Genomic DNA, 13573 nt, shown 5'->3' with positions numbered 1-13573 from the left:
ATATGGATATGAGCTTCCAAGTTGAAGGAAAAGTAGCAGTTGTAACAGGTGGCTCGTCAGGCATTGGTTTGGCTGCTGTGGAAATTTTAGTTGCAGAAGGTGCAAAGGTCGCGTGGTGTGGTCGAGATGAAGCGCGTCTAGCGGTATCAAAACTTTATATTTTAGAGAAATATCCTCATGCCAATATTTACACCAGTATCTGCAATGTTTTGGACAAAGAAGATGTCAAACGATTTGCACAAGATGTGAAGCAAAACTTAGGCAATGTTGACATGTTGATCAATAACGCGGGTCAAGGTCGTGTGTCAAATTTTGAAAATACCCAAGATGAAGATTGGATGAAAGAGATTGAGCTGAAGTATTTCAGTGTATTACATCCCGTTCGTGCATTTTTAGATGATTTAAAACAGTCTGCATGTGGCTCAATCACCAATGTGAACTCATTGTTAGCGTTGCAACCTGAACCGCACATGATTGCAACCTCATCTGCACGTGCGGCATTGCTGAATCTTACTCATTCACTGGCACATGAATTTACTCAATATGGTGTCCGTGTGAACTCCATTTTACTGGGTATGGTGGAGTCAGCACAGTGGAAACGCCGTTTTGAAACGCGTTCTGATCCAAATGCAACGTGGGAACAGTGGACCGGCAATATTGCTAAAAATCGTGGTATCCCGATGCAACGTTTAGGTAAGCCTGAAGAACCTGCACGGGCCTTGGTATTTCTCGCATCGCCTTTAGCATCCTATACCACAGGTTCAACTCTCGATGTCTCTGGCGGATTCAATAAGCATTTATAAGGTGTGCACATGAAACAGTTGATGATGATTGGTTTTGGCGCGATGGCAGCAGAAGTGTATGCCCATATGCCGCAAGACTTACAACTTAAATGGATTGTGGTACCAGCACGGAGTGTTGAAAAAGTTCAAGCGCAAGTTGCTCCTGATGTGCAAGTGATTAGCTCGATTGATCAATGTCGGGGCACACCTGATTACGTTATTGAAGTCGCTGGTCAGGCTGCGGTGAAAGAGCATGCGCAAAAGGTTTTGGAAAAGGGTTGGACTATTGGGCTCATCTCAGTTGGAACTTTGGCGGATAACGAGTTTCTGATCCAGTTAAAAAATACCGCTGAACAGCATGATGCCCATTTACATCTTTTGGCAGGTGCGATTGCCGGAATTGATGGGATATCAGCGGCGAAAGAAGGTGGCTTGGAAAAGGTCACATACAAAGGATGCAAGAGTCCAAGAAGTTGGCGTGGCAGTTATGCAGAGCAATTGGTTGATTTAGATCAGGTGAGTGAAGCAACCGTTTTTTTCCGTGGTACAGCCCGTGAAGCTGCATTGAAGTTTCCAGCCAATGCCAATGTTGCGGCGACGATTGCGCTTGCAGGTTTGGGAATGGATGAAACCATGGTGGAACTGACGGTTGACCCAAACATCAATAAAAACAAGCACACGATTGTGGCGGAAGGTGTGTTCGGTGAAATGACGATTGAGTTGGTCGGTGTGCCTTTGGCGAGTAACCCGAAAACTTCGACATTGGCTGCACTCAGTGTGATTCGTGCCTGTCGCAATAGTGTTCAAGCAATTCAGATTTAAAGGATTTGATCATGGTAAAGGAAATTTATATCGCTGGTGAATGGCGATTAGGTCGAGGTGACACGATTCAAAGTTTGTTTCCAGCAGATCAATCTGTGAATGCTGAGATTTCAACGGCGAGTTTGGATGATGTCAATGAAGCGATTGAAAAGGCGGATTTGGCATGGCGTCAGGCGGATTGGCGCAACAGCATGCCACACGAGCGTGCGCGCATTTTGTATAAAGTGGCTGACATTATTGAAGCACGTGTGGATGAGCTATCCAAGCTACAAACCAGAGACAACGGTAAACCACTGGCTGAGACGCGTGCTTTAACCTTGAGTGCGGCTGCAACAGCACGTTATGTCGCAGCGGCGTGTGAAACCTTAAATGATGAGTTAACCACACAACGTGCGCCAGATTATATGACCATGAGTGTGCATGAACCTGTTGGGGTTGTGGCAGCGATTACACCATGGAATTCACCGATAGCCAGTGAAGTGCAGAAGTTAGCACCTGCAATAGCAGGTGGTAATGCAGTCATTCTAAAACCAGCGGAAGTGACTTCTTTGATCGCGCTTGAATTAGCAAAAATCTTTGAAGAAGCCGGTTTACCTAAAGGTTTATTGAGTGTACTGGTTGGACGTGGTTCGGTGATTGGTGATGCAATCGTAAAGCATCCATTAGTACGCAAAATTTCATTTACAGGTGGAACAAGTACAGGGCGTCATCTAGCGCATATTGCTGCTGACAAGTTGATCACCACATCTTTAGAACTTGGCGGAAAATCACCAACGATCGTCATGCAAGATGCTGATATTGAGCTTGCCGCTAAAGGTGTGGCTTATGGCATTTTCAGTTCTGCAGGACAGGCATGTATTGCAGGATCACGTTTATTTGTACATCGCAGTATTTATGATCAATTCTTAACGCGTCTGGTTGAAATTACTAAAGGCTTGCGCGTTGGACATCCTGAAACCGCAGGCGTGCATTTAGGGTCTTTGATCAATCCTAAGCATTTAGCTTCTGTGGATGCTTATGTTCAATTGGCCAAAAAAGAAGGTGGACAAGTTCTAGTTGGTGGTCAGGCATTGACGGATGGTGAATTGGCAAAAGGTAGTTTCTATTTACCGACCATTATCACAGGCCTCGATAACTCAGCTCAAACCTGTCAGGAAGAAATCTTTGGTCCTGTATTAGTGGTGATGAGATATGACGATGAAGCAGATTTAATTGCACAAGCCAATGACAGTTGTTTTGGTTTAGCCGCAGGGATTTGGACTGAAAACTACCGTAAAGCTTGGCAACTTGCACGTGCTTTGGAAGTAGGAACAGTCTGGATCAATACCTACAAAAAATTCTCGATTTCTGCACCTTTTGGTGGTTTCAAAGAAAGTGGAATTGGACGTGAAAAAGGTCGTTTAGGCATCTTGGCGTATATGCAACAGAAAAGCATTTATATGGGATTAAGCGAACAGCCAAATCCTTGGTGCGATTAATAAATTCATGGAAAGAAAAAGTTTTTGAGGAATAAGACAATGACAGAACGTGTAAATGTAGGCGAAGCAATCGCTCGGGTTTTAGAGGCGCACCAAGTTGATAGTATCTACGGTGTTATTTCAATTCATAATTTACCAATTGCTGATGCAGTGGGTCGTCGTGAAAAAATCCGTTTTGTGGCGGCACGTGGTGAAGCAGGCGCAGTGACGATGGCAGATGGTCACTCCCGTTTTAAAGGACTTGGTGTCGCGCTTACCAGTACGGGTGCGGGTGCAGGGAATGCAGTGGGTTCATTGATTGAAGCAATGAATGCAGGCAGTCCAGTATTGCATTTAACAGGTCAAGTTGAACGTGAATATTTAGATCGTGATGCAAGTTTTATTCATGAAACCAAAGATCAACTGACTTTCTTACGTGCATCGAGCAAAGCTGCTTTTCGTATTACCAGCCCTGACAATGCAGTAGGCGTGATTCGTGAAGCAATTCGTGTCGCAACGACTGTCCCAATGGGGCCTGTTAGTGTTGAGCTACCGATTGATGTGCAAGCAGCAGAAATTGACCTACCCCTGAATCTAGGTCCAGTCAAAGCACTCGAATTGCCTCAGGCAGATCAAGTTGAAGTTGATTTGATCATTGATGAAATCAAAAAAGCCAAACGTCCAATTTTTTGGATCGGCGGTGGTACGCTCAATAGTGTGGATGAAGTCAAAGCAATAGCTGACTTGGGTATTCCAGTAGTGTCTTCAACCCATGCGCGTGGTGTATTGGCAGATGATCATCCGCGTAGCCTAGGTGCATTCCATAACTCCGCAGGCGTTGAACAACTTTTAAAAGATGCCGATTTATTGGTTGTTGTTGGTTCTCGTTTGCGTAGTAATGAAACTAAAACCTATTCAGTGCAATTCCCTGAAAATATTATTCAGGTCGATGCCAATCCTGTTGCACAACAACGTAATTACAAAATACGTAACTTCATTTGTGGCGATGCCAAAGATGTGTTGCAACGTGTTCTCACAGGTTTAGCAGATGTATCTAAAATAGATGCTGATTATGATGCAGCAGTTGTTGATGCGAAACAGGCAGCAATCAATGCTTTACGTACACAGCTTGATCAATATGCTTTGATCTGTGATCACCTTCGTACAGCTTTACCACAAGATGGCATCTTTGTTCGTGATATCACCATGTCAGGCAGTACCTGGGGCAGTCGTTTATTCCCAGTACAAGTACCAAACCAAAATATTCACTCTTTAGCAGGGGCGATTGGTCTTGGTCTGGCAACAGCAATTGGTGCCTCAATTGCCAATCCTGACAAAAAAGTGATTGGTTTAGTCGGTGATGGTGGTTTGATGCTCGGGATTGGTGAGATTGCGACGATGGCGCAAGAAAATACCAATATGGTGCTGATGATCATGAATGATGGTGGTTATGGGGTTATGCGCGGTATTCAAAATAATTACTTCGGTGGCCGTCAGTATTTTAACGAATTACACACACCTGATTACCGAGCATTGGGTGAGGCGATGGGCGTGAAAAGCTGGAAAGTCGGCAGTGCAGAAGAGTTTAGAACAGTCATTCAGCAGGCAGTTGAATTCCAAGGACCAAGCGTCATTGAACTGGATATGAACTCAATTGGACCACTCAACTTTGCAGGTCCTCCACAGAAGAAATTGTATTAATCCATTTCAGCATTGCTAGGTATTAGCACTGCTGAAGAACGATTTGGAGGCAAAAATTTTTGTCTACAAATCGATAAAAACTATGTTTTACAGGTAAAACAAAAAACAGAGCCAACAGGATGGTTGGTATCAAAGCGAAGGAACATGATATGAAAAAGACAATGATGGTCGCGATGCTTGCTGCATGTTATTTGGGTACAGCATCTCATGCATTTGCACAAAGTTCGGCACTAGAGTGGAAAAGTGAAGATGGGACGGATGCTGTCAAACTCGGTGGTGTAGTGCGTTTTAATCAACGTTACGAAAACTGGGAGGGGCCAAATGGTGGTTTTGGAAAACTCTATTTTGATATTTTCCGAGTTGATCTGAAAGGTAAGTTTGATGATGCCTATTTTAATGCCAGTTACCTCTTTCAAGATCAAGGTAAACGTTCGATAGAAAAAGCCTATGTGGGTTATCATTTGGATGAACATAACAGCATAGAAGCTGGTTTTGTTTATAAACCCTTTGCAATTTATCCTTATCCACAAAATGGTTGGACTTATCACATTCCATTTTTCTTGGGTTACGGTAATAACATTGCTCCAGGCTTGAATTGGAATTTTCAGAATAAAGAATGGGACATGAAGCTAGGCTATTATCCTGAAATGCTCGCAACCAATCTTCGTTATTCTCCTGAAAGTGCGACCTATGATGATTTGGCTGAAAATGCATTCCCAACACAACAAGGCTATCAAAATGAAAAACGTCACCAAGTGAATACAAGGATTGTTCGTAAGTTAGAAACCGAATTTGGCAAGCAAGAGTTTGGTGTATCAGGTGCTATTGCACAGCTACACAACAAGATTACTGATAAAAATGGTAAGTACTATGCTGTTGGACTGCATACAGATAATAATTACAAGCGTTTTAATTTACAAAGCTCAGTGATTCATTATCAATATGATGCAAAAAATCCTGATGGTGTAAACAACGATATGACTTTAATGGGAGCGAATGGTTTAACGCCAGCTTACTTCATTGCTTCCGAAGGAACCATTGCGAGTTTAAACCTCGCTTATACATTACCTGTACAAGACATGGGGAAACTAAAAGCGATCCGTTTCTACAATGATTATAGTTATTTCGATAAAAAACGTGAGGATTGGTCAGATTCTCAAATGAATACCACTGGCATGATGTTTATTGCCTCACCTTTCATGGTGTGGGCGGATTATACATGGGGTAAAAACGCCAATATTATCGGTGGTGCAACCAATGCCACGGGCTTTACCTCAACTGTTTCTCCAAACAGTGATAAATGGCTTTATCGTATCAACTTAAATATTGGTTTTAGTTTTTAAACTTCCTAAGTATAGAAAAATAAAAAAGCAAAGCCGAGGCTTTGCTTTTTTATGAATGAGTTGTCAGCTTAGATTTTGCTGATCAAATCATTGATTTGTTTTGCTTGTTCAGCAGCATTACCTGTATATGTTGCAGGTGTAAGCTCTGCTAAACGAGCACGTTCATCAGCTGGAACTTGAAGAAGCTCATCACCATTTACGAAGTTCACCATCATGTCACGTGTCATGGCTTGACCACGAGTAAGCGCTTTTAGTTTTTCGTAAGGTTTTTCAACGTTATAACGACGCATAACCGTTTGGATCGGCTCAGCAAGAACTTCTTGTGCTTGGTCTAAATCTTCATTTAAACGGTTCGCATTGAGTTCAAGTTTACCAATACCCTTTAAGCAAGCATCAAAAGCAATCAAGCTTTGCGCAAAACCAACACCCATGTTACGAAGCACAGTTGAATCGGTTAGGTCACGCTGCCAACGAGAAACTGGAAGTTTTTCACCTAAGTGACCCAATACCGCATTTGCGATACCTAAGTTACCTTCTGAGTTTTCGAAGTCAATTGGGTTTACTTTATGAGGCATGGTTGAAGAACCAACTTCACCATCTTTTAATTTTTGCTTGAAGTAACCAAGCGAAATATAACCCCAAACATCACGGTTAAAGTCGATCAAGATCGTGTTATAACGACGCAATGCATCAAACAATTCAGCCATGTAATCATGTGGCTCAATTTGTGTGGTGTATGGGTTGAAGCTTAAACCTAAAGACTCAACAAATGCTTGCGCATGTGCAGCCCAATCAATTTCTGGATAAGCAGAAAGGTGAGCGTTGTAGTTACCTACAGCACCATTGATTTTGCCCAATAATTCAACATTTTCAAATTGCTTGATTTGGCGCGCTAAACGATATGCAACGTTTGCCATTTCTTTACCCAAAGTTGTTGGGCTAGCAGTTTGACCATGTGTACGAGACAACATTGGTTGTTCAGCATGTGTGGTTGCCAAAGTAGAGATTGCATTCAGAATTTGCTTCATGCTTGCAACTAAAACTTCACGACCATTTTTAAGCATCAATGCATGAGACAAGTTGTTGATGTCTTCAGAAGTACATGCGAAATGAATAAATTCACCTGCATTTTTTAATTCGTCGATGTTGGCAATTTTTTCCTTAAGGAAATATTCAACTGCTTTCACATCGTGATTAGTTGTACGTTCGATCTCTTTAATACGATTGGCATCTTCTTCAGAGAAATCAGCAACAATCGCATCTAAAGCGGCATTGGTTTCAGCAGAGAAAGCTGGTACTTCGATAATTTCTGCACGATTTGCAAGTGCTTGTAACCAACGCACTTCAACAGTGACACGAGCGTGGATTAAACCAAACTCAGACAAAAAAGGGCGTAGTGCATCGCATTTGCTTGCATAACGTCCATCAAGTGGTGAGAGTGCGGTTAAAGCATTCATACAGATTCCTTAATCTTGGAATAAACATAAAAATAAATTCGTTGAAGCATCGGTTTAAACCACCTGATACTGCAAACGAGCGAGAGCTTGAATATCGTTCAACAACTTACGTTTTCTGAAAACCATCGTCCATGAACTACCACCGAGTTGTCGCCATAAATGCGCCAATTGTATGCCCGTAAACAAACATGCTCGGATTCGATTGGTATGATTAATATCTTTAAATGCTTCAGCATTACCACGAACGAGAATACGTGGATTGATTTGCCCAGCAGTTTCAACATACGTTTGTGCCAAACTGGCAATGACACTTGGATGCAAATAGTTGTTATCGAAAAAAGACAACTGTTTGAGGATTTTTTGTTGAGATTTTTCAATAATTTTAACGTATTCGGGATTGCTATAGACCTTTTTTTCCAACTGCAACAATGCCATCGCATAAGACATTGGCAGTTTAGTATTACTAAGTTTAGGAATTCGAGATTTTGGTGCAGTATTAAAAGGCTGGGTAATACAGCCTTCTAATGTTTTTAATCCTAAGGAAATATCGGCAAGCTGGTTAAAAAAATCTAAGGTCTGTTTTGCATTATTATTTGTTGGACGGATATTTAGGCTGGCTTTGACGAGGAGTTCAAAATAGAAGTTACCACTTTCCCCAATACTTTGTTGACCAGACATGGCTGTCATATGTGTCAACTGGGTTGCCTGAAAAACTGCAGCCAATGCCAAAGCACGGTTTTGTTGAACATTCAACGCTTGGTTGGGCTGAAATGGGAACTCCGCCATGCTACGCTTCCAATATCCTTAGATAAAATCGGGTTGAGGCGCATTGGTGTGGTGAATTACGCCACCGCCTAAGCAGACCTCTCCTGAGTAAAACACCACACTTTGCCCAGGAGTAACGGCTCTTTGTGGTTCGTCAAATTCAACACGAATACCATTTTCGTTGTGATCATCACGGTAAATTGTACACGCTTGATCAGGTTGTCGATAACGCGTTTTGGCAGTGCATCGGAAACCTGATGTTGGAATTTCCTGTTCACCAGCAACCCAGTCAATCGACTCACTCCAAAGCTGCGTACTTTGCATCAATGGATGTTCGTGGCCTTGTCCAATCACTAATCGGTTATTAGCAACATCTTTGTGTAATACGAACCATGCACCTTCTTGTGCACCTTTCATACCACCAATCCCGATACCGCCTCGCTGACCCAGCGTATAGTACATTAAGCCGTGATGTTCACCAACTTCTTTGCCGTTGTCTAAGACAATTTTTCCAGCTTGAGCTGGGAGGTATTGTTTTAAGAAATCACTAAAACGACGCTCACCAATAAAACAGATCCCTGTTGAATCTTTTTTCTTGGCTGTAGCGAGATCTAGTTCTTCAGCGATTTTTCGAACTTGAGGTTTTTCAATTTCACCAACAGGGAATAGCGTCTTGCTGATTTCACGGCCATGCACCGCATGTAAGAAATAAGTTTGATCTTTATTATTATCAACGCCGCGTAGTAATGGCGCGTAAGTTTCACCACGCGAATTTTGCATGCTGGCACCACGACGTGCGTAATGACCAGTTGCAATGAAGTCAGCACCTAATGTCATCGCATGATCAAGGAATGCGCGGAATTTGATTTCTTTATTACAGAGAATATCAGGGTTAGGCGTGCGACCAGCGGCATATTCTGCTAAGAAATGCTCGAATACACGATCCCAGTATTCCATTGCAAAATTTGCTGTATGCAGTTTGATCCCGATTTTATCTGCTACGGCTTGCGCATCCGCCAAGTCTTCAAGTGCTGTGCAGTATTCCGTACCATCATCTTCTTCCCAGTTTTTCATGAAAAGACCTTCAACTTGATATCCTTGTTGAAGTAAAAGCGCGGCAGAAACAGAGGAGTCTACACCACCAGACATACCGACGATGACACGTTGTTGCATCTAATTAAGCATCCAAATGAGAAGTGAATGAGGGAGAAAAAGGGTGCTCATAAATAAGCGATAAAGGATATTTCTTGCCAGCGAGGGCATCTTGAACAGCTTTTAAAACCAATGGGCTACGTGCACGAGCTGTTTCTTGTAGCTCATCCAAGTTCATCCATACTGCACTGACAATACCTGTATCCAGTTGCGCATTGTCTTCAACTGAAGTGACATGTGCTAAAAAGCAAAAACGGTAATAGGTACGATCAGGAAACATCGGTGGCGTATAGGTATAAATACCGAGTAAGTGATCAACTTCAACATGATGACCTGTTTCTTCTAAGGTCTCACGAATTGCTGCCTGGATAATGGTTTCATCACATTCAACATGACCAGCAGGTTGGTTAAACACAGTATGTACATAGCCCTCACTGTGTTCTTCGACAAACAAAAAACGTCCGTCTTTTTCGACTACAGTGGCGACTGTGACATGAGGTGTCCAAGCGGTCATAGAAAGCACCATGATTTTAAAAAACGTATTCTACAAAATTTGTGAGTTTTTGGCTATGGGATGGTATTGATTAACTTTTCAATCTACTAGCGCATTAAAACTAAAAATATTGATTTCTATATTTGATTAACTCTTTAACTGCAAACTTAACGGAATCGATTGGAACACTTTCGGCATAGACTCTACCAACGTCTAAGTTAGGGTATGTAAAAAAAGGATCTTCATGTAGTTGAAATAGAAAGAAAACAAACCTGTCATTTCTTGCTGCTCTTTTTGAGAAGTCATCAAATGTTTCTTCTAAAGTAAAATAGTAATTATCGATAAAATCATTGTTTATAAAAATTTTATCTAAAAAGTTGATTTTATTTAATTCATTGTTTAATAAATATTTATTTTCAATTAAAGATTTTAAGGATGCAATAAAACTCGGCATATATGTAGGTGAATCAAAGGTGCCAAAACAAAGTCCATTAATATTAATTTTAATAGGAAACAGGAATTTATTTTCAATTTTTTGCTCTAAAATAGAAAAATAAAAATCTTCTTTGCCAATATTCATTAATTTAGCCTAAAATTATTTTATTGAGAGATAATCATTCTTCACTTTTACATAATTCTGAGCTGAATAAGGTAAAAATGCTTTTTCTTTATCTGTGAGAGGGCGGACTTGCTGTACTGGACTACCCACATACAAATAACCACTTTTTAAGACTTTACGGGGAGGAACTAAACTACCTGCACCGATCATCACATCATCCTCAATAATCACGTCATCTAGAACCACGGTATTAATGCCGATCAGGACACGATTACCAATGGTACAACCATGTAAAGTCACATGATGTCCAACAGTCACATCTTCACCAATCACTAGCGGTGAACCGTTTGGTTTAGATTGGTTTTTATGGCTGACATGTAACATACAGTGATCTTGCACATTACTGTTTTTGCCAATCTGAATCGAGTTCACATCGCCACGAATGACCGCAAAAGGCCAAACCGAAACATTCTCAGCTAATTTGACATCACCAATCACGACAGACATATCGTCAATATAGCAGCTTGCATCAATATCTGGTGTTTGGTTTAAATAAGAGCGAATGTTTTTAGTCATAGGATCAACCAAGATAAACGATAGTGGAATTATAAAGTAAAAAAGCATTCAGACTAAACAGCCTGAATGCTTAAATTAACTATTCAAAAGTCAGGGCTTAGAAAAAGCTGCTAAAGAATAGCTTGATACGATCAATCATGCGTGCAAAGAAGCCAGCTTCTTCAACAGGTTTTAGTGCAACCAAAGGTTTTTCAGCGATGACTTTGCCATCAAGACTTGCAACCAATTTCCCGATCACTTGACCTTGTGCTAAAGGCGCATTGAGCTGAGGTTGAATCACAAGTTGTGTTTTGATTTTATCGGCTTGACCTTTCGGCATCGTCACATTGAAGTTTTCAGCTAGCCCAATCTGTACTTCATCTTCCTTACCAAACCAGACTTTTGCTTTAGCGATTGCTTGGTTGGCAGGTTGGACATTTGCAGTTTCAAAGTTCGCAAAGCCCCAAGCTAACAACGCACGTGTTTGATTTGCACGTTCGTTCATGCTTGGTGTACCAAAGATCACCGAGATCAAACGCATCGGACCACGTTTGCTTGAGGTTGTTAAGCAGAAGCCAGCTTCACTGGTGTGACCTGTTTTTAAACCATCAACACTTGGGTCTGTATAGAGCAAAGCGTTACGGTTACCTTGTTTGATCCCATTAAAGGTAAATTCTTTTTCAGAATAAATTGGGTAATATTTCGAACTATCTTTAATAATATGCTGAGCCAAGATCGCCATATCTTTAGCAGTCGAATAATGACCTTCCGCAGGCATACCCGTTGAGTTCACGAAGTTGGTATTGGTCATGCCAAGACGTTTGGCTTCTTGGTTCATCATGTGAGCAAATGTACCTTCATTGCCCGCAATGTGTTCAGCCATTGCTTTTGATGCATCATTACCAGATTGAACGATAATGCCGCGTAGCATTTCCAATACAGTCGCAGTGCCATTCAACGGAACATACATACAAGATTCAGCGCTGCTGCCACGGCACCATGCTGATTCATTCATGCGTACATGTTCGTCTTCTGTTAATTTGCCTTGTAATAATTTTTGTTCAATGATGAAGCTCGTCATCATCTTTGTCATAGATGCGGGTGCAAGTTTTTCATCTTCATTTTTTGCAGCGAGAATCTGTCCAGTTTCATAATCCATTAATACATAGGATTTATTATTTAATTCTGGTGGAGCAGATAGGACAGTCGCTGCATATGAAAAGCTTGGCAAAAGTAATAATGCAGCAAGAGCGCTTTTTCGAGTCATTCTAGGTAGTTCCAATATCTTATATGGTGCAGATGAGCCTAGCATTTTAGGGCAAAGCAAAGCCGACTTCTATGGGGGAAGTCGGCTTTTTCATACAGTATTGTAACTAAGACTTATGGAGCGCTGATTCCAGATAAGGTGTTATCAATATTTCATTTATAGTTTTGAACATCTTCGCAAATTTGACGATTTTGCGCTTGAGTTGCGGCACTTGCATCTTTGCGTGCTTCAACGAGGAATTTTTGGAAATCTTTAGCTTTGGCTCGTGTATTTAATACATCCACAGCTTTAGATTCTTTAGGTAAATATTCTTTAACTAAGCGTTCATAACCTTGGCTAAATTTTTTATCTTCATCAATCAATTTTGGACAAATTTCAGAAAGTACATAGATTGCTGCAAGTTCTTCTTGCGTTGTACTTTGTACCGTTGAAGTGACATCAATATTTTCTGACTCTTGTTTTGCATTGGCTGCAAAAGTAGTTGATGCGAATGCACTTGAAGCAATCAGCAAAGACAAACTTAGCGTTTTAAAAACATTTTTCTTCATAACAAGCTAAACTCAAATCAGGGTTTACATAGTTTGCATAACTTAGCATAGCCGAAAAATAAAATTGTATACTTGCTGTAGGAACAATGGAGGAAATGTGATTTTAAATCCAATCTTGGCGTTTGATATTGACAAATCCTAGTAAAAACAAGAAAAAAACCTTAATGAGGAGCAGTATAATGACAACTAAATTTTGTGGTGGTGTTGATATTGCACTGAAGCTTCCACCACATCAATTTGAAGCAACAGTTGCTTTTTATCGTGATGTGCTTGGTCTTAAACCAATTACGGATAAAGGATCAGAGATTGGTTTTGAGTTTGGTCCAGTAAAATTATGGATCGATACGGTAGCTAAAATAAGTCAGGCAGAGCTTTGGCTAGAACTATTTACTGATAATTTTTCAGAGGCTGCAAAATATCTTAATGATGCTGGCGTTGTGCGCTGTGATGAAATTGAACCTTTGCCAGAAGGATTTAAAGGAGGATGGATTAGCAGTCCAGCCAATATTATTCACATGGTTCGAGAACCTAATGCTTGGTAATTGAAGAGATGAATAAATAAGGCTTGGATTCAATATTCTGAATCAAAAATAATCAAGCATTTTAAATATGATTTTCTATTTATATAAATTGGTAGCTTGGTTTTAGATTGCTAAACTAAGCTACCACATT

The 13573-nt window shown here is 40.9% G+C and carries 14 protein-coding genes; 6 read left to right on the top strand and 8 right to left on the bottom strand.

What is annotated here, in order from left to right:
* Positions 1–8: 8 nt before the first annotated feature.
* The 5 genes from HMPREF0023_RS09865 (at position 9) to HMPREF0023_RS09845 (ending at position 6105) form a co-directional block, all read left to right on the top strand.
* Positions 9–803 carry an SDR family oxidoreductase gene (locus tag HMPREF0023_RS09865; protein WP_005084791.1) on the top strand — a complete coding sequence of 265 codons (795 nt, stop codon included), beginning with the start codon at positions 9–11 and terminating at the stop codon, positions 801–803.
* 9 nt (positions 804–812) lie between these two features.
* Entirely contained in the window at positions 813–1604 is a 792-nt protein-coding gene (locus HMPREF0023_RS09860; protein WP_005089819.1) for an aspartate dehydrogenase, read from the top strand.
* 11 nt (positions 1605–1615) lie between these two features.
* Positions 1616–3082 (top strand): aldehyde dehydrogenase, encoded by a 1467-nt coding sequence (locus HMPREF0023_RS09855; RefSeq protein ID WP_005089821.1) that lies wholly within the window; start codon positions 1616–1618, stop codon positions 3080–3082.
* Between the two features lie 39 nt (positions 3083–3121).
* On the top strand, positions 3122–4762 hold the full coding sequence (locus HMPREF0023_RS09850; protein WP_005089823.1) for a thiamine pyrophosphate-binding protein: 1641 nt from the start codon (positions 3122–3124) through the stop codon (positions 4760–4762).
* Positions 4763–4911: 149 nt separating this feature from the next.
* On the top strand, positions 4912–6105 hold the full coding sequence (locus HMPREF0023_RS09845) for a hypothetical protein (RefSeq protein WP_026056351.1): 1194 nt from the start codon (positions 4912–4914) through the stop codon (positions 6103–6105).
* Positions 6106–6173: 68 nt separating this feature from the next.
* Here the strand turns inward: HMPREF0023_RS09845 and purB are convergent, their stop codons facing one another.
* The 8 genes from purB to HMPREF0023_RS09805 all read right to left on the bottom strand — a co-directional run bounded on the left by purB (position 6174) and on the right by HMPREF0023_RS09805 (position 12901).
* Complete coding sequence (gene purB, locus HMPREF0023_RS09840) at positions 6174–7562, bottom strand: adenylosuccinate lyase (RefSeq protein WP_005084804.1); 1389 nt, start codon at positions 7560–7562, stop codon at positions 6174–6176.
* A gap of 54 nt (positions 7563–7616) precedes the next feature.
* Entirely contained in the window at positions 7617–8348 is a 732-nt protein-coding gene (gene hflD / locus HMPREF0023_RS09835; protein WP_004639780.1) for a high frequency lysogenization protein HflD, read from the bottom strand.
* Positions 8349–8366: 18 nt separating this feature from the next.
* The gene (gene mnmA, locus HMPREF0023_RS09830; protein ID WP_005089827.1) at positions 8367–9500 is read right to left on the bottom strand and encodes a tRNA 2-thiouridine(34) synthase MnmA; all 1134 of its coding nucleotides are present in this window, start codon (positions 9498–9500) and stop codon (positions 8367–8369) included.
* 4 nt (positions 9501–9504) lie between these two features.
* Complete coding sequence (locus HMPREF0023_RS09825; RefSeq protein ID WP_017396771.1) at positions 9505–9993, bottom strand: NUDIX hydrolase; 489 nt, start codon at positions 9991–9993, stop codon at positions 9505–9507.
* A 100-nt stretch (positions 9994–10093) separates the two neighbouring features.
* Complete coding sequence (locus tag HMPREF0023_RS09820; protein ID WP_005084811.1) at positions 10094–10552, bottom strand: hypothetical protein; 459 nt, start codon at positions 10550–10552, stop codon at positions 10094–10096.
* Between the two features lie 15 nt (positions 10553–10567).
* Entirely contained in the window at positions 10568–11107 is a 540-nt protein-coding gene (locus tag HMPREF0023_RS09815) for a gamma carbonic anhydrase family protein (RefSeq protein ID WP_017396770.1), read from the bottom strand.
* A 97-nt stretch (positions 11108–11204) separates the two neighbouring features.
* Positions 11205–12353, bottom strand: coding sequence for a D-alanyl-D-alanine carboxypeptidase PBP5/6 (gene dacC / locus HMPREF0023_RS09810; RefSeq protein WP_005089835.1), 1149 nt, complete (start codon positions 12351–12353; stop codon positions 11205–11207).
* A 152-nt stretch (positions 12354–12505) separates the two neighbouring features.
* Positions 12506–12901, bottom strand: a complete 396-nt coding sequence (locus HMPREF0023_RS09805) for an MCR_0457 family protein (RefSeq protein ID WP_005084819.1) — start codon at positions 12899–12901, stop codon at positions 12506–12508.
* A gap of 179 nt (positions 12902–13080) precedes the next feature.
* Here HMPREF0023_RS09805 and HMPREF0023_RS09800 point away from each other — a divergent pair, with 179 nt between their 5' ends.
* Positions 13081–13443 carry a glyoxalase/bleomycin resistance/dioxygenase family protein gene (locus tag HMPREF0023_RS09800; RefSeq protein ID WP_008942005.1) on the top strand — a complete coding sequence of 121 codons (363 nt, stop codon included), beginning with the start codon at positions 13081–13083 and terminating at the stop codon, positions 13441–13443.
* Positions 13444–13573: the final 130 nt, after the last annotated feature.

Origin of the sequence: Acinetobacter sp. ATCC 27244 (genome assembly GCF_000156555.1) — a bacterium.
GTDB lineage: Bacteria > Pseudomonadota > Gammaproteobacteria > Pseudomonadales > Moraxellaceae > Acinetobacter > Acinetobacter haemolyticus.
Note: the sequence above shows the minus strand (reverse complement) of the source record. Positions and strands in the feature narration are given on the sequence as shown.